Below are 21,762 nucleotides of genomic sequence, written 5' to 3'. Positions count from 1 at the left end.
TGTCTTTTTATACAGTTAACTGTGAGTATATCCAGTAATTGTTTAAATGAAAAGCCAATTGATTGTTTTTTGGTAAGTTTAGAAAAACAGCACTTCTAGCCATACATAAGCGGTTAACAGCATGGTCACCATCACTGCCGCTGAACCAATATCTTTTGCTCGTCCTGCTAATGGATGATGCTCCGGACTCGCTCTATCAACCACCGCTTCAATTGCACTGTTAAACAGCTCCGCCACCAACACCAAAACAACGGTGCCAATCAGGGCGAAACGTTCTAACTGAGAATCAGCAATAAAGAAGGCTGCCGGGATCATTAACGAGGCCAAGACGACTTCTTCTTGAAAAGCCGGCTCATGTTTAAATGCGGCTTTTAATCCCTGACAAGAGTAGCGAGTGGCATTTTTGATCCGTTTAAATCCATGGGTTGTTTTTGGCTTCACGCACTTTTTCCTATTTTGTTTAACACACCGCCCCTCTTAAGTGAAAAAATTGCTGCTTTCATAATCAATAATCAGTAAAAGGTTCGACCAGTTTCTGTTATCCTTGCCGGCTATAAAAATACCCGCTTGGGTACATTACCACTTCTATAGTTAAAGAACTGGTAATGTGCTTATGCAAACACCTATTTGAGGCTAAGAACCTTATGTCTTCTGGACGAATGTTATCGCGTTCTTTACTAAAACTGCCAATGTCAGTGCTAGTGAAAGGAACCACCATCCCTTCAAACCCAATTGAAGATCATAGCATTGATATCAACAAGCCTATTGTCTACGCTTTGCCATATCGCTCGGATGTTGACTTACTCGCATTGCAAACTCAGGTCCTACAGCTCGGGCTACCAGACCCATTGACCCCAGTCGAGATCAACGGCAAGTCCTTTACTCGTTATGTGTTTACCTCTTCCCGTGACACCCTTATGGGTAACGATGAAGATGTGCCTAGCGATTCTATTACGCTCTTCTCTGAATTATTAGAGCAGCACAAGTTCGATTCAGAGCTTGATGTACAAGTTATCCCAACCACTGTGTTGTGGGGACGAAAGCCAGGTAAAGAATCTCAACACAAGCCTTACTTGCAATCACTCAATGGCCCTCAAAAAGCGAAAGCGATGCTGTTGGCTGGCCGTGACTGTTTGGTTCGAATCAGTCCAGTAGTATCACTACGATACATGGCGGACTCTCACGGGACGGATGCATCCATTGCGCACAAACTGGCGCGCGTGGCTCGTATTCACTTCTCTCGTCAAAAGCTAGCGGCATCTGGCCCTAACTTACCAAGTCGCCAAGCGCTGTTTGATCGCTTAATGAAATCCAAAGCGATTGAAAAAGCGATTCAAGACGAAGCAAACGCGAAAAACATCCCAATAGAAAAAGCACGTAAAGAAGCGCAAGCGATCATGGATGAGATTGCTGCAGACTTCTCTTACTCACTGATTAAAAATGGTGAACGACTATTAGGTTGGTTATGGAACCGTATCTACCAAGGTTTAAACATCACCAATGCGACAACTGTTCGTAAACTAGCCCAAGATGGCCATGAAATTGTCTACGTGCCATGTCACCGTAGCCATATGGACTACCTACTGCTGTCTTACGTTCTATACCGTGAAGGCATGGTTCCTCCACACATCGCAGCCGGTATCAACCTGAACTTCTTCCCGGCAGGCCCTATCTTCCGCCGTGGTGGTGCGTTCTTTATTCGCCGTAGCTTCAAAGGCAACAAACTTTACTCAACGATTTTCCGTGAGTACTTAGCAGAGCTGTTTGCCAAAGGTTACTCAGTGGAATACTTCAGTGAAGGCGGTCGCTCACGTACGGGTCGCCTATTGCAAGCGAAAACCGGCATGTTAGCAATGACGATTCAAGCGATGCTGCGCGGCCTTAACCGCCCGGTTACGTTAGTGCCTGTTTATATTGGCTACGAACACGTAATGGAAGTAGCAACGTATGCCAAAGAGCTACGTGGTAAGCGTAAAGAGAAAGAGAATGCCGGTCAGGTACTTAGAACGATTCGTAAGCTGCGCAACTTTGGCCAAGGCTATGTGAACTTCGGTGAGCCGATTCCACTAAACCAATACCTTAACGAAAAAGCACCAGAGTGGACGAAAGACATCGACCCAATGGGTTCAAGCAAGCCACAATGGCTTAATCCTGTGGTGAACGATCTTGCGACCAAGATGATGACGCACATTAACGATGCGGCAGCGACTAACGCTCTGACACTCTGTGCTACAGCGCTATTGGCTTCTCGCCAACGTGCCTTATCTCGTGACAGCTTGGTGAATCAGATCGATTGTTACTTATCTATTCTGAAGCATGTGCCTTATTCGAGTACTTACACAGTACCGACCGAAGATGCGGAATCTCTAGTTAAGCATGCTGAGTCTCTGGATAAGTTTATGCTTGAAGCAGACAGCATGGGCGACATCGTCTCACTTGACCGTAACCAGTCAATCTTGATGACGTATTACCGCAACAACATCATTCACTTGCTTGCTCTACCATCGCTGATTGCACAGATGCTAGTTCGTCATCAACAGCTGTCGCTAGAGCAAATCAAACAGAACGTGGCAATGGTTTATCCATTCCTTAAGCAAGAGCTGTTCTTAAGCGTAGACGAAGCCGACCTTGGTCAGCTAACCGAAGCGTATATTGAAGAGATCGCTCGTCAAGGCCTGGTTACCATTAACAGTGAGCAGCAGGTGTCTATCAACCCAGCGAACAGCCAAGTGCTCGTGCTGTTGGGTCGCACGATTACGGAAACTCTGCAACGTTACTCAATTGCGCTGAACCTATTGGTCGCTAACCCTGAGTTTGGTAAGTCTGACCTAGAGCAGAAGAGCCAAGACATTGCACAGCGCCTTGGCCGTCTGCACGGTATCAATGCGCCAGAGTTCTTTGATAAAGGCGTGTTCTCAGCTCTGTTTACGACGTTGAAGCAGCAAGCGTATCTCGATGTTGATGGAAACTGCGATAGCGAGAAGAGCGAGCAACTGGCGTCCCTTCTCTACTCGATGCTGTATCCAGAAGTGCGTTTAACGATTGAAGAGAGTATCTACCAAACGGTAGAAGCAAAATAAGCGCAACGGACCACGTACAAAAAAGGGCATCTCAATAGATGCCCTTTCTTTTTACCAGAATGCGATAAACAACCCGATGGTAACGATCATACCCACGTAGTTGTTATTGAGAAATGCCCGGAAACAGAGCTCTCTATCACGGTGGCGAATCAGGTGCTGCTGATAAACAAACAACGCGCCCACCATGAGTAAGCTCCAGTAGTAACTGGCACCCAGCTGACACCAAGTACCCACTGCCATTAGCATAGCTAAAGTGGCTAGCTGCAGCACACCAATGATCATCTTGTCAAAACGGCCAAATAGAATCGCGGTCGATTTAATCCCAATTTTCAAGTCGTCGTCTCTATCGACCATGGCATATTGCGTGTCGTACGCAATTGTCCACAGCGCATTAATAGCGAAGATAAACCACACCATCATTGGTACTTCATGCGCTTGTGCCGCCCATGCCATCGGGATCGCCCAACTGAACGCCAAACCTAGAAATAACTGCGGTAAGTGAGTAAAACGCTTCATAAATGGGTAAATAAACGCGAGCACGATGCCGACAAAAGAGAGTTGAATCGTGAGTGCATTCATACTCAATACCAACAAAAATGAGCTAATAGAGAGAAGAAAGAATAAGCCCAGTGCTTCTTTTGAACTTACTCGCCCTGAAGGCAAAGGACGCTGCTTAGTACGTTTTACATGACCATCGACTTTGCGATCGGCGAAATCGTTGATCACACAGCCAGCAGCTCGCATGAAGACAACCCCAAGAATAAACACAATCAACACTTTGATGTCTGGCATACCTTGCGCCGAAATGATCAACGCCCATAACGTCGGCCACAGCAGCAATAAGGTTCCAATTGGCTTGTCCATTCGCATCAGTTGCCAGTAAGCAACCGCCTTATCCGAGGTCATTCAACGCTCTCCTCTTGGTAGATAGGTGCTGTTGGTAAGAATAACTCTGCCACTAACATCGGCTTATGATTCATCCACAAACGAGAACGGCGAGCTAACAGCTGCTGATCATTCACCTCAACCAGACTGACTTGAAGCGCATCTCGCTTAACATTGTTGGCACTGAACACCGTTAAGCCAAGCGGGATTTCACCTTGCTGCGTTAAATCAAATTGTTGATCTTGCAGTGATGAATGCGGAATTAAAGTTCGGCCCAATACCCAAGCTTCACCATCGCCTTTCAACACGACTTTACGTAACAGGCACGACTCTTTGGCTAACAAAGCGATCTCTTGATCATTAAGCTTTTCAGCTTTGACCACCTTGTTATGAATGAGGTCTACGTTCAAAGATTGGCAGTAAGACTCTAATAAACGAGATAATGAGCCCTGTTCTAACAACCATTTTTTTGCACTTTGTGTAGGAAAGCTAAAATTATCGGGGTCTTGCCACTTGGCCTGACGTAATGCCGATAAATAAAGCGCAGTCAATTGATTCATACTAGTATTCAATAAGTAGCCTTATCATCGTACAATAAAGCTTCAATCTTTTATGTTAACCGCAATTTCGAGCAGTTAACGCATTTTTATTACAAATAGATGCGCCATTGTAACAAGACTCTGGCGATTCGAGTATCGTGATTGGAAGAAAGAAAAGTTATAAATATGATTAAACGTTACCTAGCCCAAATATTTTGCGTTTTAAGCTTGCTCATCACCTTGCCTGCACTAGCGGAAGATGAATCAGCCCCGAAGTTAGCCTATTTCACTTTAGAGCCTGATCTCACCACCAATTTTTTTACCAAAGGCAAAAAGCTCGGCTACATTCAGGTCCGTATCGATATTATGGTCGCCAGTGAGGCCGATTTGAAAGTGATCGAACAGCACCAGCCATTGATTCGCGACGCGGTCATTGAGCTGCTTGGTCGACAGTCAGAAGAGACCATCACGTCATTAGCAGGCCGTGAGGATTTACGTAAAACACTGGTGAGTCAGCTTAACGAAACTCTACTTCCAGAAACGGGTAAAACCATCATCGCAGACTTATTGTTTACTAAGTATCTTTACCAGTAGAACTAACACTCACAAAAAAGCGGCGATATTCGCCGCTTTTTTTATTTCGCTTTGAACCGACTGGCATCGACCAAGCCGAATACAACACCCGATATCAGTCCAACCAAATGTGCCGTATTGGCAATAGCCATAAAGGGCTGCATAAAGCCCAAAACCAACCACACTAACATAAAGCCAATGACCGGCTTAGGCATGCTCAAACCCACTTGCGGTGCTTTATAGCCTAGCATCCATAAGTAGCCGACTAACGCGTAAACAACACCGGATAAGCCGCCAAAATTCGCCCCTTCAACCCAGAACTGCCCTGCCCCAGACAGCGCCGCCGACACCACAAACAACTGGACTAGCTTACCTGAACCAAGCTTTTGCTCAATGTCTCCGCCTAGTTGCCACCACCAAAGTAAGTTAAAAGCAATGTGCATGACCGAGAAGTGCAGCAATGCGTGGCTCACCCAACGCCACAACTGCCACTCTTGCCCAGTAAACGCGGGGAAGTGCAGTAGTGAGAAGATCGCCTGACCAGAGCCGATTTGCTGCAAAATAAAAATAACACTACACACCAACATCACCAGCAGTGTCATTGGCCCGGCTTTCGCTTTGATCATCGCGAGCATACTCGGAGAGTGGTAGTTAAAAGACGTCTTACGTGACTCTGCCATCTCCCAAGAAGCTGCTTGGTATTTGTTGGCGTTTGGATTAGCTAAAAAGTGGTCCAGTTCGGCTTGCGCTTCCACTTGGTGTTGAGCATCGGTTAGCCACAGTGCAAATTGCCCATCTCCCTCAGGCATCATTTGAATATCAATCTGGCGAGATGCCATGTAATCGATAAAAGCTTGTGCCATCCGTGGATTGTTGAGAGAGATGAGTCGATGCATATAACTATCCTAAATGAGATTCTGTCGGCAATTGGGCTCTTTGCCACGCTTCAAAGCCACCATCAACACTATACACCTGCTCAAAGCCTTGGTTAACCAAATACTGAGCGGCACCTTGGCTGCTGATTCCGTGGTAGCACATCACTAAGATAGGCGTTTCAAACTCCACGTCGTCCATGAAGCTCACCATAGTGTCGTTGGTTAAATGGAACGCTTCATTGGCATGGGCAACAGCGTAAGATTGAGGGTCACGAATATCGACCATTCTCGCTTCTTCTTGCTCTAACAATCGCTGAGCGCCCGCAACATCTATGTGCTTAAACTGGTCCATGAATCATTCTCTTTTGTCGTGTACTTAAATTGCCGCCATTGTAACCTATCCAGTGGTTAACAAGTACATAGCACGAGTAAGGTTATCCACTAGCGATCATATTTTCATCATCTGTGGATAAATCTGTGGATTGCGTTGATAAAGTGCCTAAATGATCTTGGATCCACAATATATAGTGATGATCCTTATTTCTTTGTGTGTAATGAGAAAACTATCCCCATTGCAAATCATGCCTAAACGCCTTTATTCACCCTGCTTTCTGACAGATAGCGAAGAAATTTGTCACAGAGTTACCCACAGGCAAACGTTTTGCTTTTCGATCCGAAAATGAGCGGAATGGATGATTTTCGATCAAGAATAAAAAAGCCGAGATCATACGACCTCGGCTTATTAAATTTGGGGATTGTCAGGAGATTAGAACTCGCCGACTGCTGCCTTTAGCTTTTTCATGGCGTTCTTCTCTAGCTGGCGAATACGCTCAGCAGAGACGCTATACGTTTCCGCTAGCTCTTGCAGTGTTGACTTGTTGTCATCCAACCAACGAGAGCGAACAATGTGCTGGCTGCGCTCATCAAGCGTTTTAAGCGCCAGGCTTAAACGATTGTTAGTGTGAGCTTCCCAGTTATCCGCTTCAACGTTATCAGCAAGATCAGAAGATTTGTCTTCTAGGTACACCATCGGCGCGGTGTAAGACGATGGCGAGTCATCATCATCACTTGGCATTTCGAACGTGGCATCTTGTGCAGCAAGACGAGATTCCATCTCACGCACTTCAGCAGGTGCCACACCTAGCTCTTTTGCAACCGTTTCTACTTCACCATTATTGAACCAACCTAAACGCTTTTTAGACTTACGTAGGTTAAAGAACAATTTACGTTGTGCTTTGGTCGTTGCGATCTTCACAATACGCCAGTTACGCAGCACATACTCGTGGATTTCTGCTTTGATCCAATGCACGGCAAAAGAAACCAAGCGAACGCCCACTTCTGGGTTAAAGCGTTTTACCGCTTTCATTAGACCAATATTACCTTCTTGAACAAGGTCAGCCATTGGCAGGCCATAACCCGAATAACCGCGAGCCACGTGCACAACGAAACGAAGGTGCGAAAGGATCAGCCCTTTTGCCGCATCAATTTCAGCATCATAGTGCAGTCTTTCCGCTAAATCACGCTCCTCTTCAGGAGTTAGCATTGGGTAGCTGTTCACTGAGCGAATGTAGCTATCTAAGCTATCTTGCGTTACAGCTGCCATTGGGTATGCTTGATTTGTCATTCAGTTCCTCATCAATCTCTGATCTGGAGTAATTTTTAACCCATCAATCTTGAACCTAAAATGAACAGGATTCAAGCAGGGGAAAGTTATTATGCATAAACAAACTGTCTATACAAGACAAAAGTACACGGTAGCGTGTACTTTTTTCAATATTATGACAGCAGCAAAATAAGCAGGTTCAATTTATCTTGTGCAGGTTGTTAAACTGGCTCAATTTCTTTCAGATGACGCTGAGCTGATACCTTAGCCGCTAAGCAACCTAAGAAAGTGCCTAGCATGATCAGCAATAACGACTCATCCCAGCTTAAGCCTACCAGTCTAAAGCGGCTATCATATAGTAATGCTAATTGCTCAACACTGTTATTGAGTAAAACTGTGATAACCGCGGTAAGAACCCAAGCAATGATGGCACCCAATAGGCCAAACCACATCCCCGAGTATAAATAAGGGCGTAAGATATAGCTGTTGGTTGCACCAATCAGCTTCATGGTTTGAATCTCATCTTTATTCGCTAACACATTAAATCGCAGTGTGTTGCCAACGATAAGAAACACCGAACCAAGCATCAAGACTGAGAGTGTGACGACAATGCCGCCAACCAGGTTTTTGATTGCATCCAGTCGAGTCAACCAATCTTCATCCAAGCGAACATCGGTAATGCCCTCTTGCTCAGCAATGCGCGCTGCCAATTGCTTAATCGACTGCTTATCGTCCTGACTTGGTGTGATGATCAACACGCCAGGTAGAGCATAGTCATCCAGCATGGTGAGCGCGCGCTCAAAACCAGAATACTGACTTAAGTCATCAAGCCCTTGCTGAGGTGAAATGTATTCCACCAGCGCTACATCATCTGCCGTTTCAAGTTGGTCTTTCAATACCATGACTCTTGCTTCGGGCATCTGTTCAGCTAAGTAAGCACTAACTTTAGAAGGACTGGTCACATTGGTTGAGGCTTCAGAAATGTTTTTTCCTAACAGATAAAGCGCAGACGGCATGGCGAGCGCCATTGAAATCACCGCCAATGTTAATAGGTTCCCCATCGGACGCAACCAGAACTCACCTAATGAGGTTTTAGCTTGTTTAAGGTGAACGGTGAAGAAACTATCACGCTTTACGCGATTCTTATTGCGAGCGGATTGGTTGTTCTTCTTGCGTGAATTAGCGGCCATAGTCTTCGACCTCACTTAGAAAACCTTGGTTTAGTTCTAGGTGACGATATTGTGGGCGAGTATTCACTAACCCCAAATCGTGCGTTGCTAAAAGAATGGTGACACCTGCCCGGTTAAACTCTTCAAACAAATTTAACACTCGATTTGATAATTCAGGGTCTAAGTTACCCGTTGGCTCGTCGGCCAAAAGCAAGGTTGGGCGATTCACCACTGCTCGCGCGATCCCGACACGTTGCTGTTCACCGCCCGATAGTTGGCTTGGCAAACACTTCGCTTTATCTAGTAGACCCGTTTTATCGAGAGCTGCTGAGACTCGACGTTTAATCTCATTTTCAGAAATAGACTCGATGCGCATCGGCAACGCCACGTTATCAAACACGCTTCTGTCCATCAGTAAACGGTGGTCTTGAAACACGATGCCGATGTTGCGACGTAAGAATGGAATGTCTTTACTAGGAATTCGAGTGATGTCGTGCTCATTAAAGCTGATCTTGCCATCAGTTGGACGCTCAATGGCACAAATCAACTTTAGCAATGTGCTCTTTCCGGCGCCTGAGTGGCCACCAAGAAAGGCCATTTCACCTCGGCGGAGATGAAAATCAACCTTCTGCAAAGCCTGTCGACCACCTCGATAAGCTTTGCTCACTTGCTGAAATTTTATCACTCGAAATCCCTCTTAACTGAGTTTCTTCAATTGCTGATTAAGTTGTTAGTCTTCTCGGCTAAACAGTGCGTCGATAAACTCTTGAGTTTCAAATGGGCGCAGATCATCAATACCTTCGCCCACACCGATGTAACGAATTGGTATTTGGAACTGATCCGCAAGCGCAAAGATCACACCGCCTTTCGCCGTACCGTCTAATTTAGTCAGGGTAATACCGGTAAGTGGCGCCACGTCGCTGAAGAGTTTTGCTTGGCTAATCGCGTTTTGACCGGTACCTGCGTCCAATGTCAGCATGATTTCGTGCGGTGCAGAGCCATCCACTTTCTGCATCACGCGTACAATTTTGCGCAGCTCTTCCATTAGGTTCGATTTGTTCTGCAAACGACCTGCCGTATCGGCGATAACAACATCCACGCCTTTTGCTTTCGCTGATTCAATCGCGTCATAGATAACCGATGCGCTGTCTGCACCAGTGTGTTGCGCCACAACAGGCACGTTATTGCGCTCACCCCAAACTTGAAGCTGTTCTACTGCAGCTGCACGGAACGTATCGCCCGCCGCCAGCATCACTTTTTTGCCTTCTGCTTGGAATTGTTTTGCTAGCTTACCAATCGTGGTCGTTTTACCAACACCGTTCACACCGACCATCAAAATAACGTAAGGTGTTTTGCTGGTGTCGACTTCTAATGGCTTTTCAACGTTAGATAAGATTTCGGCCATTTCTTCTTTAAGTAGGCCATACAGCGCTTCGCCATCTTTTAGATCTTGGCGAGACGCTTTTTCTGTCAGGTTTTCGATGATTTTTAGTGTGGTATCCATGCCCACATCAGCGATCAGTAGCTGCTCTTCAAGCTCTTCGAACAAGTCATCATCGATTTGCTTGCCTTTAAATAGACCAAAGAAACCTGCGCCAATATTCGCTTTTGTACGCGCTAAGCTGCGTTTTAGGCGAGCAAAGAAGCTTTCTGTTGGTTTCTCTTGTTCTGCAACGCGAGGTTCCGCTGGCGCTGAAACTTCTTCTTCAACTACAATTTCTGCTTCTGCTTCTGCTTCTGCTTCTGCTTCTGCTTCTGCTTCTGCTTCTGCTTCTGCTTCTGCTAGTTGATTTTTCTCGTCCGATTGCGGCTCGTCAATCGTCTCTACTTGTTCTTGCTGCTGTTCTTCGGCAATTGGCTGGTTGTCTTCTACAGGCTGTTTTGCTTGTTGTTCTTCATCACCAAAACCAAGCCAAGAGAGTAATCCGCGCTTCTTTTTTTCCGTCATCTGGGGCTATTCCTAGATCGTCTTAATTTAATCAGACTCTTTTCGTCTGCATTATCGCTACTTTGAAAAGACAAATGACAACAAAGTGAAAAGTTTTCACTGCAAAGGCGATGGTATACACTTTGTTATCAACAAATTTGGGCTGTACTCAACGCTTATTCGCTGAGCGACTGGGTATAGTATCACTTTATTAGCGGTCAAAAAATCTATGGTAAGACGTCGCCAGCAAAACTCATCACAAAAAAAGCCATCGGCGGGCTTTGTTCGTATTATTAGCGGTTTATGGAGAGGTAGAAAACTGCCTGTTCATGATGTGGAAGGTCTGCGACCTACGACCGATCGTGTAAAAGAGACTCTGTTTAACTGGATTGCGCAAGATGTGCCTCGAGCAAAATGCCTCGACCTTTTTGCAGGTTCTGGCGGATTAGGTTTCGAAGCCGCCTCTCGACAAGCAGAAATGGTGACGCTCATTGAGCTAAACCCACAAGCGTTTAAGCAGCTTCAGACCAATATCGCGTCATTAAAAGGCAATAACTTGCAGGCGATTAACAGTGATGCGCTAAGCTATTTAAAGCAGCCAGGCACACCTCATCACGTTGTCTTTATTGACCCTCCATTTAGAAAAGGGCTTTTGGATGAAACCGTCAGCCTGCTGGAAAGTAATGGGTGGCTGGCCGATGACGCCATGATTTATATTGAAACAGAAAAAGAGTTGGCTCTGGAAGCAATTCCGGCACACTGGCACTTACACCGAGAAAAAACAGCAGGACAGGTTCGTTACTGCCTGTTTGAACGACAACAAAGTGAATAATAGGACGTCGTCATGAAAGCGTTATTAATGCTCGCAAAAGCCGCGATTGGATTCGTATGGCTTATTCTAATTCTTAATATCTTTATGCCATTTCCGGGCAACGCTGCGATTGCGTTGTACATTATGACGGCGTTTCTCTTCATCATGCATGGCTTGCAGATGCTGATCTTCATCGGTGCCTTTGGTGACAAAATCAGTATGAGCCGTTGGGAGAAATGGTCGATTTTGATTTTTGGTATCTTTGCCCTACTCGACATTCGACGCAAATACATGATGTAAAAAAACGCCGCTCAGTTGAGCGGCGTTTTTATTTATGACATCAAGTAACTCTTCACCCCATCGAGGAACATCTGGGTTGAAATCATAATCAATAGTAATCCCATCAGACGCTCAACTGCTTTCAAGCCTCGTTCGCCAAGAATACGGTGGAAGAAGTTGTAGAACATCAAAATAAAGAATGTGGCTCCCCATGCGAGAATCACAGCCCCTGAGAGTTCTAAAAGATTGTCTGGATGTTGGCTCGACAATAATAAAATCGCCGCAATCACCGATGGACCCGCAATCATTGGGATCGCCATAGGGACAAAGAACGGTTCTTCACCCGCGGCTAAACCAACAATGCTGCCACCACTTGGGAAAATCATCTTAATCGCGATGATAAAGAGAATGATACCGCCAGAAATGCTGAGCGTTTCTGGTTGAACGTGCAAGAAGTTCAGGATGTTCTTACCCGCAAAGAGGAACAGCATCAAGATAGCGAGCGCAAAAAACAGTTCTCGAACAAGAACAATGCGGCGGCGCTTAGGGTCTAAGTGCTTAAGAATCGATAGGACGATAGGCAGGTTGCCGAGTGGATCCATGATTAAAAAGATCATGGTTGCGGCAGAAAGGATGTCCATGAATTAAGCCTCCAAAGTGGGTTACATCAAGCGCACAAAAAAAGTTGGCGAAGTATAACAATCTCAATGTTCAATTTGGAGGCGTAACAAGAATTAAAATTACAAAGTCTGTTGGCTTAAATTAATGGCTACAAACACGCTCTGCATTCACCTGCCATACTCCACCTTCAATCGTCACCTTCTGACGTTCAATGAAGAACTCCAGCAAAGTATCTAGCGTAAAGCCACTGCATTTGCAGGTACGGAATCTTGCTTGCTCTCCAAACTCTTGGAAGACAACCTGTTCGAGCGCCTCTTTAGACATTGGACGCTCTCTCAGTAAGTTTAGAACCTTATGGGCATGAATTTCAGTCGTCATCACTTTTCCTCTTCACTCTTTTGGCAAAGCATAGCGAAGTCGTGCTGAGTTTCTTTGATATTAGATAATCAATGATGCAGTAATCAAGCTGTGAGCCAGCAAGTAACTACCAGAGATAAGGTATCGGCCTTGATACAAGGGATGCTTGTAGTCATGAATCGCCAGTAAAACGGCGGAAAGCGTGAGTGTTAGTGAACCAATAAAGCCAACCGCGCTAGCCAAACCACCGTTAATCAACCAAACCTCGCCTGCCGCCCAGTTAAGTTGAAGTAATACGATCCCCATCATAACAACAGGGAAGATAAGCTGATCAATTTTCGGTAAGAGTAAGAAGAAACAAACGACCCCTACACCTAACAGCATTGCTGGTAACCATAAGACCATGTCACCGGAAAGCTTCAGCCAAAAAGCGGCGCTGTAACTTAACTGCGCAGCAATAAACCCAGCAAAGCAAAGGCGTAAGTGTTTTTTGAATAGATAGAGGGCATCCGCAATCATTGAGATCACTAGACCAGCACTAACCCACAACGCCGCAGGGGTAGCTAATGAATACTGACTCCATAGCATCACCAGCAACATAAGTAGCGACATTGTTTTAAACATCACAGCCTGCTTGGTGTGATTATTTTCATTAGCAGAAATACTGATATACCCAGAAAGGGCAACCGATAACCAGCTCCACATTCGAACACCTCAAGAAAAATCAGCTGCCAGTTTAGGCAGACCGGATGAGATGTCTACCAACAGACCACAAAACTTGGATCTTGATATGACTTCTTTACCCAGGCATATGCAACCCTACATTCCCGCATAAAACGGCTAGTCTACTCAAAAATCATAAAAACAGCCCTGTTTTATTAGACAGCACCAACTGAGTTTGAAAACTGACACTATATGGAAAGAAACAATGACCAACAAAACCACCAATCCAACAAAATCAATAAGTTAAACAAAAAACCAATTACCTTTGAAATCCATTAGGTACAATTTCATTCTCAAACACTGGCATTAAACTGACAAGTTACTGCCTATGTCAGAAAAACATCAGCCCCAGAACAGCCTTTAATTAAAAAAATAAGCACTAGAGTAGCTGAGAGATCGAAGTCTTTAAAATCAAACAAAAATCAGATTAACAATAAAGAAACACCAATAAAAACAAATAAAAACAACACCTTAATTAGAAATCAAAACACTCGAGATTATTTAATACGCAATCTATCAATTTATAAAAGCAAACAAAACCTAGATAAACGAGCAGATAAACATGAGAAAAGTTATAATTTTAAGGCTTAGGCAATAAATAACTTGATCAAACCGTCAAAACACTGCTATTCTAATAAGCATAGAATCAAACATCATTCAAAAGGAGCAGTGCTATGATTTCTTCTTCACAAAAACAAGGACTTGTAATGATCGCAGTAGTTGTAGGCCTAATGACACTGCCGATGATGTACTAAGTCAAAGTATAAAAACAAAAAGGGACGCATCAGCGTCCCTTTTTGTTTTTATAGCGTTTATAAGATCATTAATGGCTTAAAAATCAGCGATATGTCTAGTTCTGACACAACCACATAAAGTGGTGTTTTTACTAAAGATGTTTCGATAGCACATCCCAATGAGCATAATAGAAAAGTAATGCCGCAAGTGTGCTCAGCGCCATTAACGTTATCGCTGCTCGCCAAATAAAACGGCTACTTCTCGGTGTGAGCTCTTTTTCACATTCATCGCATGTCGACAAAAAGTCTTTCCGACTATCAAGCTTATAGCCATCTTCATGAACAATTTTGTTCCTGATCGTCGCAATGTATCTGAGCTTACCTATCACATCATGAGGTAACCGCTCTTCACAGCTGGTAATCAACTGATGAAGCCCTTTGCCATCAGCATGATATTGGGTACGGAGAAGCTTCTCGATACGACGAGTGCGTATAACCACTTTTTCGATATCAGACATGATTTCCCTCCATTGCTACTCTTATTCTAGCGGTGTTTGGTCCCTCTAGTTTCCACTCTCCCACTTTTTCTCTAAGTTGCAAGAAAATTTGTGCAGAAGAATCAACACTTAAACGTCGATCCCAATCTTAATGAAAGATTGAATGTGATGTAGCTCGAATAGTTTCTGCATCATTGACGGTTTTATTTTTATAGCAAGACTCATACCCAGAATCCAAACGCGAATCAGGCTAAGATATTCGGATAAGTCTTTCTGAGAGTCTCTTTATGCCTGTAACGCTATTTATCGCTGTTGTTCTTTTCGCTGCCATCAGTGGGTGGGCTTTCGTCCATTTCTATCGCAAGCACATTCAAGGCGAAAACGCACCAGAGCAAACCGCCGTCGTTACCGTACTCGATAAACAGTCGATTGATGTTGAAGACGCGCAGCCAGGACAGGATGATCAAGAGTATTGGATCTACGTTCAGAAAGGACGCTTAGGTCCAAAGCGCGAATTTCAGGTTGGTATTCACTATTTCCACGCTTTGAACCCTGGCGATCAAGGCACACTGACTTATCAGGGCGATAAGTTTCTTCACTTTGCCCTAAAACGTTAAGGCAGCAACCAACGCGTTTTCTCCGACTTCGAGAGTGAATAACTTAACGCTAGCGCACCGGCACCACTTAGCAGAATCCATAATGGAATTACCCAAGCAGGGTGGCCTTGGTACCAACCAAACTCTTTCATCGGCCATAAGAAAATAGGATGTAAGATGTAGATGCCCAGACTATGTTGGCTCACAAAGCCCACAACTCGATTCACCCCATCAGACAGCCCTTCTCCGACGTATCGACAGACCATAAAGACCATACTCGCTGCCAAGACGACATTGAGCGTCTTGTACGATAACCAACGCCCTACGGTGTATTCACCCATTTGCTGACTTGTGCCGATCACCATGTAAGCGGTTGTCACTAACGCAGCGAATCCGAGGACTGCAAACACCGCCACATAGAATTTATTCAACGGCACTCGCTGGTATAACAAATAGCCTAGCGGTAAGTAACCACTATAGAGCCACAATTCGTGACTCCATGGCCCATCAATTTTCATCAAATAGAGTAACGTTGTCGTTAACCAAACCGCGACAAATCCATACAATGCCGTCGGCCCAGAATGCTTCACGACCAGTTGGAAAAACGGAATCACAAAATAGAGGGGAATAAAGTAGTAGAAAAAGCCTAGGTGGTAATAAGTGGCATGATGAGGGCTGTCCGCCAACACCTGCTGAGTGACAGAAACGTCATAACCTGCGCTACTTAAACCAGATAAGATGGCATAGAAGAGAGACCAAATAAGAAATGGGACAAGCACTTTCCCCAATCGACGCTTCACATAATATTTTGCATCAAATGGCCGTTTGTCACTGAGCATCAAAGCGCCAGTAATCAGAATGAACACGGGTACCGCCCAGCGAGTCACACTGTTCACACCAACTGCTGTTGCCCATTCACCAAAAGGGATTACGCCCAATTCATGTCGATAAGGTGCGAGAACATGGATCGCAATGACCGCTATCGCAGCCACACAACGCAACAAATCAAAAAACAGAACTCTTTCTCTCATACTCACACTCTCGCTTAGTAACCTACTGAATATAGCAATAAAAAAGCTGACCAGGTAACACACTTGGTCAGCTTTTAGTCAGTAAATTGTTGGCGGCTATGCAGTAACGGTGGGTTTTACTTTCGGTAGTTTCACCGATATCAAAGTAGTTAGTGCTAAGAACGCAAACGAGACCCAAAGACAAGCAGCGAGCCCTGCCATTTGGAACACCCATCCAGACAAAATCGTGCCAATTAAGCGCCCCATGGCATTAGCCATGTAGTAGAAACCAACATCGAGTGACACACCATCACCTTTGGCATAACTCACGATCATGTAAGAATGTAATGAAGAGTTCACCGCAAAAATGGCACCAAATATCATCAAACCACCGACAATGACTATCTCAGGCTGCCAGCCAATTTGCACTGAATAAGCGATTAAAGCGGTCACCAAAGCCAGTCCACCAGCCCACAACATAGCCGCGCGACCATCTGGTACCTTACCTTCCGCTTTACCGGTAAGCTTAGGCGCAATGCCCTGAACAAAGCCATACGCAATCGTCCAGGCTGCTAAGAAGCCACCCACCATCGAATGATTCCAGCCAAAGACACTGCCCAAGTAGATAGGCAACGCAATCACGAACCACACGTCACGTGCGCCAAATAGGAACATACGCGCGGCTGACAGAATGTTTATCGACTCTGATTTAGAAAAGATCTGCTTAAACTTAGGCTTGTTCTTTGCTTTACCCATATCAGCTTCAAGGCTCAACACACTGCCCATGAACACCAAGGTGAGCACTGCCGCCATTGCAAGCACCGCATATTGAAAGCCGATAGTCGCAAGTAATAGGCCACCGACAAAGAACCCCGCCCCTTTCAAAGCGTTCTTCGAACCCGTCAGGATCGCAATCCACTTATACAAAGCGCCTTGCTGTTCATCTGGTACCAAAGTTTTGATAGAGCTTTTGGCGCTCATCTTATTGAGATCTTTGGCAATGCCCGACAGTGCTTGAGCCGCCATCACCCAAGGAATGGTTAACATCGCACTTGGCACTGCTAACATACCCAAAGCGACAATTTGCATCCCTAGGCCTAAGTTCATGGTTTTGTTCAGACCCAACCTAGCGCCTAACCAACCACCAATCAGGTTGGTAACCACACCAAAAAATTCGTAAAACAGGAACAGTGAGGCAATTTCTAACGAGCTATAACCTAAGTCATAAAAATAGAGCACCACCAGCATACGCAGTGCGCCATCCGTAATGGTGAAGTTCCAGTAATTGAAGGTCACCAGCATATATTGGCGAACACTCTTACTCAGGTTTGAGAACATAACATCTTACCCATAGGACGGAATAAAACAGAGAAGTGACCGATCAGAGAGCTTTTGGATCATGGTGATCCAAAAGCTCAAAACGCTGAACAAACTATTATTTGCTTGCCACACCGTTAATGTAATCAACTTGAATCGGCTTGGTAAAAGCCCCCGGACGAAGCGCTTGAACTTGCGTTACGATCTCTGCAAGTGGCCAGTTTTTCTCAAGTAGCAGGTGAGCTGCTAGCAGTCCTGTACGACCTGAGCCGCCCATACAATGCACCGCCACTTTGCCACCGTTATCGACAACATTGTGTAAGGCAGGGCTTGCTGTTTGCCATTTCGCAGCAAATGCATCACCTGGCGCACAGTCGTCTTCAATCTCGATTTGGAACCACTGCATACCTAGTGCGTTCGCCTTCTCACCGAGAGCTGCTACGTCTTTACTCGCAAGTTCCGCATCATCCAGTGCGGTGACAATCGCTTGTACACCTTGTGCTTTCAGCTGCTCAAGTGATGCGTCTAAATCCGTGCCTTTCGTACCCGGACAAGGAGTCAGAACCAAAGCGCCATTATCAACATCAAGTTGCCATGTAGGATGTGTCATAGTCATTACCAAAATTATTATATGTTTAGGTGAATACTCAAAATAATTGGAGTTGCAGCTAGGCAACCAGTAAGCTCAGCCCTATGAGCATAGATCTTCTATGTGATTAGGGTGAGCTTACGCAGTTAACAACGCTGCGATTTCAAGTATGAAGAGTATTATGCTAAGCCAACGTTACGAACCAACTCAGCTGTACGCGTTGCGTAACCCATTTCATTGTCATACCAAGCGTAGATCTTCACCATACGCTTGCCGACTAGCATTGTTGAAAGTGCATCGACGATGGTTGAACGCTGGTCCCCTTTGTAATCAATAGAAACCAGTGGACGTTCTTCAAAACCAAGTATGCCTTTCAGCTCACCTTGTGATGCTTCTTTTAGTAATGCATTCACTTCTTCAGCAGTCGTATCTTGCTTCACTTCAAAGATGATGTCAGTCAGAGAAGCATTCGCCAGTGGTACACGTACAGCGTGGCCGTTGATGCGGTTTTCTAACTCAGGGAAGATTTCAACAATTGCTTTAGCCGAACCCGTCGTCGTTGGGATTAGGCTCATACCACATGCACGAGCACGACGTAGATCTTTATGTGGCGCATCGAGAATTGTTTGAGTATTGGTTAAGTCATGAATTGTCGTAAATGAAGCGTTCTCAATGCCCAGCTTTTCATTGATCACTTTAACTACCGGCGCAATACAGTTGGTCGTACATGAAGCCGCCGTCACGATCTTATGCACAGCTGGGTCGAAGATGTGGTCGTTCACGCCCACCACGATGTTGGCAACGCCCTCTTCTTTCACCGGAGCAGAAACAACAACACGCTTAACACCCTGTTCAAGATACTTGTTTAGGAAAGAGGTTTTACGGTGAACACCTGTCGCTTCGATGACGACATCACAATCCGACCAGTCGATCGCTTCGATATCACGCTCTTGCGTTGTCTTAATGCTGTGACCATTGATGATCATCTCTGAACCATCGGCTGCCACTTCATGGTGCCAACGACCTTGAACTGAATCAAACTCTAGAAGATGTGCCAGTGTCTTGGTATCACCTGCCACATCATTGATTTGAACAAACTCTAGCTCAGGCCAATCATAAGCCGCTCGAAGTGCTAAACGTCCAATACGACCGAAACCGTTAATTCCTACTTTAATCGTCATAACTTAATCTCTTTCTTTCAATTTATTGGCAGCAAACAGGGCGAGCCTGAATCGCATGTAATCGTTCTAAATCTTGTTGGTATTCTGTTTTTAGGCAATTTGAAGCCACAAGGTCATCAATCAGTTTATTCATCCAACCAGGCAAACCTGACGCTAAACGGTAGAAGACCCACTGCCCTTGTCTTACATCGACCAAAATGCCATTGGTACGTAGTTGAGCAAGATGACGAGAGACTTTAGGTTGACTCTCTTGCAGTGCTTCAGTCAGTTCACCCACGCTCAAGCACTCCTCACGCACAATCAGCATCAGGCTGCGTACGCGAGTTTCATCGGATAATAATTTGAAAAACTGATGCGGTAACATTCAAAACATACTCATATATGGATATGCGCATATATTTATTTATTCTTGTGCGGAGATCAACACCTAATTCAAAGTGTCATAAAAGTTTCATCTAGCTAAAGGATTGGGTTGAGCTCTTGGCTCCAACGTTGAGCTTGTGTGATTCGTGGCATCACATCACTGACTGATAGACTTAGTTTCTGGCAGGCATCTTCGACACCAAACCAATCGGCTCTCTCATAACACTCTTCCAACTGTAGAAGTTGGCCGAACGGCCCTTTACGCTCCAGCAGCGCTTGTTTGATGGAAGGACAAAGTGGCAACTGCTCGACAAGATCGCTCAAAGAGACGTCCATGAGTGCGTCAAGCAGAGAAAACAGACCAATCAAAAACGCCTGATCGCGGAATTGGCTAAAGGGGTTCTCACGAGCCATCAACATGAAAAACTGGGCTCGTTGCAAGGAGAGTGTGTAGAGTTCTTTGGGTTTATTGGCAGACACAAACGAAGCGACGGCAAGCGAGACAAATAGCTTAAGTTTATCTTGCCCTAAATAGACAAGTGCTTGTCGAAATGACGAAATATTCACTTCTAGCCGATCTGACATGGTATTCACAAATCGCAGCAACTTATACGACAGAGCAACATCTTTCGCCACGATCGCTTCTACTTTGGCAAAGTCGACTTCCGCCTTACACACTTCATGGAACAGCTCCATCGCGATCAACTGCTCTGGGCTTAAGTAACGTTGGCGCACGATCTCAGGCTTACTAAAGAAGTAACCTTGAAAGAAACTGAACCCTGCAGAACGTGCCGCAAGAAACTCCTCCTCGGTTTCAACCCGCTCGGCGACGAATTTTCGTTTAGAGCTCTTAGCCTTGAGTTCTTTCACCATCGCGCAGGCTTGCTCTAACCCCACCGCCATAATATCGATTTTCACAATATGTACGAATGGCAGAAAGCGTTCCCACTCCGGCGTATAGATAAAGTCATCTAGGGCAATCAGGTAGCCATTCGCGTAGAGCTGTTTGATGGCTTCAAGCAACTCATCGTTCGGTGTGCATGTCTCGAGCACCTCAACCACGATACGGTTCTTTGGCAATGAGAGCGGCAGCAAGCGAACTAAACTTTCATGAGGGAAGTTAATAAAACAGCGAGAGTTGGCAAAGGTTGGGTTTGTTCCTGCGGTCAGGAAGTTCTCAACAATTAGACGATAGGTCGCACGATTGGCATTAATGTGGCTGGGGTAAGCATTATTGTCACTATCACGAAACAGCAATTCGTAACCTAATGTTTGTCGCTTGGCGTTCAAGATAGGTTGACGAGCGACATAGGTCTCTTTAATTCGTTGCGGCATCGTGACAGTGAAATCTCTTGGTTAAATTAGGCTTTGGCAGCGGCGAGTAACGCCCCACACCCCATAAACATAGAGCCAAATACTTTGTTGATCTTAGACATGATCTTGTCTGAACGAATGAAACGTCCCATCTGAGAAGCAAGGCTGGTATAGCCAAGCATCACCACCGCATCAATAAAGACCGTTGTCAGACCTAACACCATAATCTGTGTCACTTGATCCTTAGTAGGGTCAATAAACTGAGGGAACAGCGCCACCAAGAAAACAATCGACTTAGGGTTAGTTAGGTTAATCAATATGGCATTCCGCATCAAGCGCATTGATGAAAGTTGGTTCACAGTTTGCGCTGTTGCAAGCGTTGAACGATCACGCCATTTTTGAAGACCTAACCACACAAGATAAGCCGCACCAACCCACTTGATAATAGTGAAGGCTAAAGCTGATTGAGCAACCAACGCACCGATGCCTGCCCCCACCAGAACAATATGCACAGCAAGCCCAATTTGCAGCCCGGCGATGGCCGCCAATGAACGTTTGGTTCCATAGCTTAAGCCATTACTGATCGAATTGACCGTACCAGACCCCGGCGCCAAGCTAAAAACAATCGCCGTCACTACATAAGCCAGCCAAACATGCATATCCATTACGAATTCCTCTCGACTAAAGGCTGCTCGCCCCACATAATCTAATCTTGTCGC

At 45.2% G+C, this 21,762-nt stretch carries 25 protein-coding genes; 5 read left to right on the top strand and 20 right to left on the bottom strand.

The window, feature by feature from the left end:
- Nucleotides 1-78: 78 nt before the first annotated feature.
- Entirely contained in the window at nucleotides 79-441 is a 363-nt protein-coding gene (locus EJ063_RS19010) for a diacylglycerol kinase (protein ID WP_126575876.1), read from the bottom strand.
- Between the two features lie 203 nt (nucleotides 442-644).
- On the opposite strand from EJ063_RS19010, the gene plsB reads away from it, so the two are divergent.
- A complete protein-coding gene (plsB, locus tag EJ063_RS19005) occupies nucleotides 645-3,080 on the top strand; it encodes a glycerol-3-phosphate 1-O-acyltransferase PlsB (protein WP_208640378.1) in 2,436 nt (811 codons plus the stop codon).
- 51 nt (nucleotides 3,081-3,131) lie between these two features.
- Here plsB and ubiA read toward each other — a convergent pair whose 3' ends face one another.
- Together ubiA and EJ063_RS18995 are read right to left on the bottom strand one after the other, a co-directional pair.
- Nucleotides 3,132-3,986: a 4-hydroxybenzoate octaprenyltransferase gene (ubiA, locus tag EJ063_RS19000; RefSeq protein ID WP_126575874.1), complete on the bottom strand. Its 855-nt coding sequence runs from the start codon at nucleotides 3,984-3,986 to the stop codon at nucleotides 3,132-3,134.
- Nucleotides 3,983-4,525, bottom strand: a complete 543-nt coding sequence (locus tag EJ063_RS18995; protein WP_126575873.1) for a chorismate lyase — start codon at nucleotides 4,523-4,525, stop codon at nucleotides 3,983-3,985. Before EJ063_RS18995 ends, ubiA begins: the two co-directional genes overlap by 4 nt.
- Before the next feature lie 165 nt (nucleotides 4,526-4,690).
- Here EJ063_RS18995 and EJ063_RS18990 point away from each other — a divergent pair, with 165 nt between their 5' ends.
- Nucleotides 4,691-5,098 carry a flagellar basal body-associated protein FliL gene (locus EJ063_RS18990; protein ID WP_126575872.1) on the top strand — a complete coding sequence of 136 codons (408 nt, stop codon included), beginning with the start codon at nucleotides 4,691-4,693 and terminating at the stop codon, nucleotides 5,096-5,098.
- Between the two features lie 41 nt (nucleotides 5,099-5,139).
- On the opposite strand, the gene glpG is transcribed toward EJ063_RS18990, so the two are convergent.
- The 6 genes from glpG to ftsY all read right to left on the bottom strand — a co-directional run bounded on the left by glpG (nucleotide 5,140) and on the right by ftsY (nucleotide 10,672).
- The gene (glpG, locus tag EJ063_RS18985) at nucleotides 5,140-5,973 is read right to left on the bottom strand and encodes a rhomboid family intramembrane serine protease GlpG (protein ID WP_126575871.1); all 834 of its coding nucleotides are present in this window, start codon (nucleotides 5,971-5,973) and stop codon (nucleotides 5,140-5,142) included.
- Nucleotides 5,974-5,977: 4 nt separating this feature from the next.
- Nucleotides 5,978-6,304, bottom strand: coding sequence for a thiosulfate sulfurtransferase GlpE (gene glpE / locus EJ063_RS18980; protein ID WP_126575870.1), 327 nt, complete (start codon nucleotides 6,302-6,304; stop codon nucleotides 5,978-5,980).
- A gap of 414 nt (nucleotides 6,305-6,718) precedes the next feature.
- The gene (gene rpoH / locus EJ063_RS18970) at nucleotides 6,719-7,576 is read right to left on the bottom strand and encodes an RNA polymerase sigma factor RpoH (protein ID WP_126575869.1); all 858 of its coding nucleotides are present in this window, start codon (nucleotides 7,574-7,576) and stop codon (nucleotides 6,719-6,721) included.
- 200 nt (nucleotides 7,577-7,776) lie between these two features.
- A complete protein-coding gene (ftsX, locus tag EJ063_RS18965; RefSeq protein ID WP_126575868.1) occupies nucleotides 7,777-8,745 on the bottom strand; it encodes a permease-like cell division protein FtsX in 969 nt (322 codons plus the stop codon).
- Nucleotides 8,735-9,409, bottom strand: coding sequence for a cell division ATP-binding protein FtsE (gene ftsE, locus EJ063_RS18960; RefSeq protein ID WP_126575867.1), 675 nt, complete (start codon nucleotides 9,407-9,409; stop codon nucleotides 8,735-8,737). The genes ftsX and ftsE overlap by 11 nt, the downstream gene beginning before the upstream one ends.
- A 45-nt stretch (nucleotides 9,410-9,454) precedes the next feature.
- A complete protein-coding gene (gene ftsY, locus EJ063_RS18955) occupies nucleotides 9,455-10,672 on the bottom strand; it encodes a signal recognition particle-docking protein FtsY (RefSeq protein WP_126575866.1) in 1,218 nt (405 codons plus the stop codon).
- Between the two features lie 208 nt (nucleotides 10,673-10,880).
- Here ftsY and rsmD point away from each other — a divergent pair, with 208 nt between their 5' ends.
- Both rsmD and EJ063_RS18945 read left to right on the top strand, forming a co-directional pair.
- Complete coding sequence (gene rsmD, locus EJ063_RS18950) at nucleotides 10,881-11,483, top strand: 16S rRNA (guanine(966)-N(2))-methyltransferase RsmD (RefSeq protein ID WP_126575865.1); 603 nt, start codon at nucleotides 10,881-10,883, stop codon at nucleotides 11,481-11,483.
- 12 nt (nucleotides 11,484-11,495) lie between these two features.
- Nucleotides 11,496-11,762 carry a DUF1145 domain-containing protein gene (locus EJ063_RS18945; RefSeq protein WP_126575864.1) on the top strand — a complete coding sequence of 89 codons (267 nt, stop codon included), beginning with the start codon at nucleotides 11,496-11,498 and terminating at the stop codon, nucleotides 11,760-11,762.
- A 32-nt stretch (nucleotides 11,763-11,794) separates the two neighbouring features.
- On the opposite strand, the gene EJ063_RS18940 is transcribed toward EJ063_RS18945, so the two are convergent.
- The 4 genes from EJ063_RS18940 to EJ063_RS18920 all read right to left on the bottom strand — a co-directional run bounded on the left by EJ063_RS18940 (nucleotide 11,795) and on the right by EJ063_RS18920 (nucleotide 14,694).
- Entirely contained in the window at nucleotides 11,795-12,382 is a 588-nt protein-coding gene (locus EJ063_RS18940) for a YhgN family NAAT transporter (protein WP_126575863.1), read from the bottom strand.
- Between the two features lie 121 nt (nucleotides 12,383-12,503).
- Nucleotides 12,504-12,740, bottom strand: coding sequence for a YecH family metal-binding protein (locus EJ063_RS18935; RefSeq protein ID WP_126575862.1), 237 nt, complete (start codon nucleotides 12,738-12,740; stop codon nucleotides 12,504-12,506).
- 60 nt (nucleotides 12,741-12,800) lie between these two features.
- Entirely contained in the window at nucleotides 12,801-13,424 is a 624-nt protein-coding gene (locus tag EJ063_RS18930) for a lysoplasmalogenase (protein ID WP_126575861.1), read from the bottom strand.
- Nucleotides 13,425-14,328: 904 nt separating this feature from the next.
- Nucleotides 14,329-14,694 carry a DUF4145 domain-containing protein gene (locus EJ063_RS18920; protein WP_126575860.1) on the bottom strand — a complete coding sequence of 122 codons (366 nt, stop codon included), beginning with the start codon at nucleotides 14,692-14,694 and terminating at the stop codon, nucleotides 14,329-14,331.
- Between the two features lie 266 nt (nucleotides 14,695-14,960).
- On the opposite strand from EJ063_RS18920, the gene EJ063_RS18915 reads away from it, so the two are divergent.
- Complete coding sequence (locus tag EJ063_RS18915) at nucleotides 14,961-15,290, top strand: DUF2500 domain-containing protein (protein ID WP_126575859.1); 330 nt, start codon at nucleotides 14,961-14,963, stop codon at nucleotides 15,288-15,290.
- On the opposite strand, the gene EJ063_RS18910 is transcribed toward EJ063_RS18915, so the two are convergent.
- From EJ063_RS18910 to rhtB, 7 genes are all read right to left on the bottom strand, one after another.
- A complete protein-coding gene (locus tag EJ063_RS18910; protein WP_126575858.1) occupies nucleotides 15,287-16,300 on the bottom strand; it encodes an acyltransferase in 1,014 nt (337 codons plus the stop codon). The two genes, EJ063_RS18915 and EJ063_RS18910, sit on opposite strands and share 4 nt — an antisense overlap.
- Before the next feature lie 96 nt (nucleotides 16,301-16,396).
- Nucleotides 16,397-17,617 (bottom strand): organoarsenical effux MFS transporter ArsJ, encoded by a 1,221-nt coding sequence (arsJ, locus tag EJ063_RS18905; protein ID WP_126575857.1) that lies wholly within the window; start codon nucleotides 17,615-17,617, stop codon nucleotides 16,397-16,399.
- A gap of 97 nt (nucleotides 17,618-17,714) precedes the next feature.
- A complete protein-coding gene (locus EJ063_RS18900) occupies nucleotides 17,715-18,212 on the bottom strand; it encodes a cyclin-dependent kinase inhibitor 3 family protein (RefSeq protein ID WP_126575856.1) in 498 nt (165 codons plus the stop codon).
- 152 nt (nucleotides 18,213-18,364) lie between these two features.
- Nucleotides 18,365-19,366 (bottom strand): ArsJ-associated glyceraldehyde-3-phosphate dehydrogenase, encoded by a 1,002-nt coding sequence (locus EJ063_RS18895; RefSeq protein WP_126575855.1) that lies wholly within the window; start codon nucleotides 19,364-19,366, stop codon nucleotides 18,365-18,367.
- 22 nt (nucleotides 19,367-19,388) lie between these two features.
- Nucleotides 19,389-19,730, bottom strand: coding sequence for a metalloregulator ArsR/SmtB family transcription factor (locus EJ063_RS18890; RefSeq protein ID WP_126575854.1), 342 nt, complete (start codon nucleotides 19,728-19,730; stop codon nucleotides 19,389-19,391).
- 95 nt (nucleotides 19,731-19,825) lie between these two features.
- Nucleotides 19,826-21,064, bottom strand: coding sequence for an EAL and HDOD domain-containing protein (locus EJ063_RS18885; protein ID WP_126575853.1), 1,239 nt, complete (start codon nucleotides 21,062-21,064; stop codon nucleotides 19,826-19,828).
- Between the two features lie 26 nt (nucleotides 21,065-21,090).
- Nucleotides 21,091-21,708 carry a homoserine/homoserine lactone efflux protein gene (gene rhtB, locus EJ063_RS18880; protein ID WP_126575852.1) on the bottom strand — a complete coding sequence of 206 codons (618 nt, stop codon included), beginning with the start codon at nucleotides 21,706-21,708 and terminating at the stop codon, nucleotides 21,091-21,093.
- Between the last annotated feature and the right edge of the window lie 54 nt (nucleotides 21,709-21,762).

This window comes from Vibrio aquaticus (assembly GCF_003970385.1).
Lineage (GTDB): Bacteria > Pseudomonadota > Gammaproteobacteria > Enterobacterales > Vibrionaceae > Vibrio > Vibrio aquaticus.
The sequence above is the reverse complement of the archived record's forward strand: the minus strand, read 5'-3'. Positions and strand labels throughout refer to the sequence as shown.

Bases quoted from the DNA above. Each gene is read 5' to 3' on its own strand.
- EJ063_RS18915 (WP_126575859.1), top strand. From the start codon at position 14,961: ATGCCTGTAACGCTATTTATCGCTGTTGTTCTTTTCGCTGCCATCAGT.
- glpE (WP_126575870.1), bottom strand. From the start codon at position 6,304: ATGGACCAGTTTAAGCACATAGATGTTGCGGGCGCTCAGCGATTGTTA.
- EJ063_RS18910 (WP_126575858.1), bottom strand. From the start codon at position 16,300: ATGAGAGAAAGAGTTCTGTTTTTTGATTTGTTGCGTTGTGTGGCTGCG.
- rhtB (WP_126575852.1), bottom strand. From the start codon at position 21,708: ATGGATATGCATGTTTGGCTGGCTTATGTAGTGACGGCGATTGTTTTT.
- ftsX (WP_126575868.1), bottom strand. From the start codon at position 8,745: ATGGCCGCTAATTCACGCAAGAAGAACAACCAATCCGCTCGCAATAAG.
- EJ063_RS18900 (WP_126575856.1), bottom strand. From the start codon at position 18,212: ATGACTATGACACATCCTACATGGCAACTTGATGTTGATAATGGCGCT.
- EJ063_RS18890 (WP_126575854.1), bottom strand. From the start codon at position 19,730: ATGTTACCGCATCAGTTTTTCAAATTATTATCCGATGAAACTCGCGTA.
- arsJ (WP_126575857.1), bottom strand. From the start codon at position 17,617: ATGTTCTCAAACCTGAGTAAGAGTGTTCGCCAATATATGCTGGTGACC.
- ftsY (WP_126575866.1), bottom strand. From the start codon at position 10,672: ATGACGGAAAAAAAGAAGCGCGGATTACTCTCTTGGCTTGGTTTTGGT.
- EJ063_RS18895 (WP_126575855.1), bottom strand. From the start codon at position 19,366: ATGACGATTAAAGTAGGAATTAACGGTTTCGGTCGTATTGGACGTTTA.
- EJ063_RS18945 (WP_126575864.1), top strand. From the start codon at position 11,496: ATGAAAGCGTTATTAATGCTCGCAAAAGCCGCGATTGGATTCGTATGG.
- EJ063_RS18885 (WP_126575853.1), bottom strand. From the start codon at position 21,064: ATGCCGCAACGAATTAAAGAGACCTATGTCGCTCGTCAACCTATCTTG.
- EJ063_RS18990 (WP_126575872.1), top strand. From the start codon at position 4,691: ATGATTAAACGTTACCTAGCCCAAATATTTTGCGTTTTAAGCTTGCTC.
- EJ063_RS18920 (WP_126575860.1), bottom strand. From the start codon at position 14,694: ATGTCTGATATCGAAAAAGTGGTTATACGCACTCGTCGTATCGAGAAG.
- glpG (WP_126575871.1), bottom strand. From the start codon at position 5,973: ATGCATCGACTCATCTCTCTCAACAATCCACGGATGGCACAAGCTTTT.
- EJ063_RS18935 (WP_126575862.1), bottom strand. From the start codon at position 12,740: ATGACGACTGAAATTCATGCCCATAAGGTTCTAAACTTACTGAGAGAG.
- EJ063_RS18995 (WP_126575873.1), bottom strand. From the start codon at position 4,525: ATGAATCAATTGACTGCGCTTTATTTATCGGCATTACGTCAGGCCAAG.
- EJ063_RS18930 (WP_126575861.1), bottom strand. From the start codon at position 13,424: ATGTGGAGCTGGTTATCGGTTGCCCTTTCTGGGTATATCAGTATTTCT.
- rpoH (WP_126575869.1), bottom strand. From the start codon at position 7,576: ATGACAAATCAAGCATACCCAATGGCAGCTGTAACGCAAGATAGCTTA.
- EJ063_RS18940 (WP_126575863.1), bottom strand. From the start codon at position 12,382: ATGGACATCCTTTCTGCCGCAACCATGATCTTTTTAATCATGGATCCA.
- ubiA (WP_126575874.1), bottom strand. From the start codon at position 3,986: ATGACCTCGGATAAGGCGGTTGCTTACTGGCAACTGATGCGAATGGAC.
- plsB (WP_208640378.1), top strand. From the start codon at position 645: ATGTCTTCTGGACGAATGTTATCGCGTTCTTTACTAAAACTGCCAATG.
- rsmD (WP_126575865.1), top strand. From the start codon at position 10,881: ATGGTAAGACGTCGCCAGCAAAACTCATCACAAAAAAAGCCATCGGCG.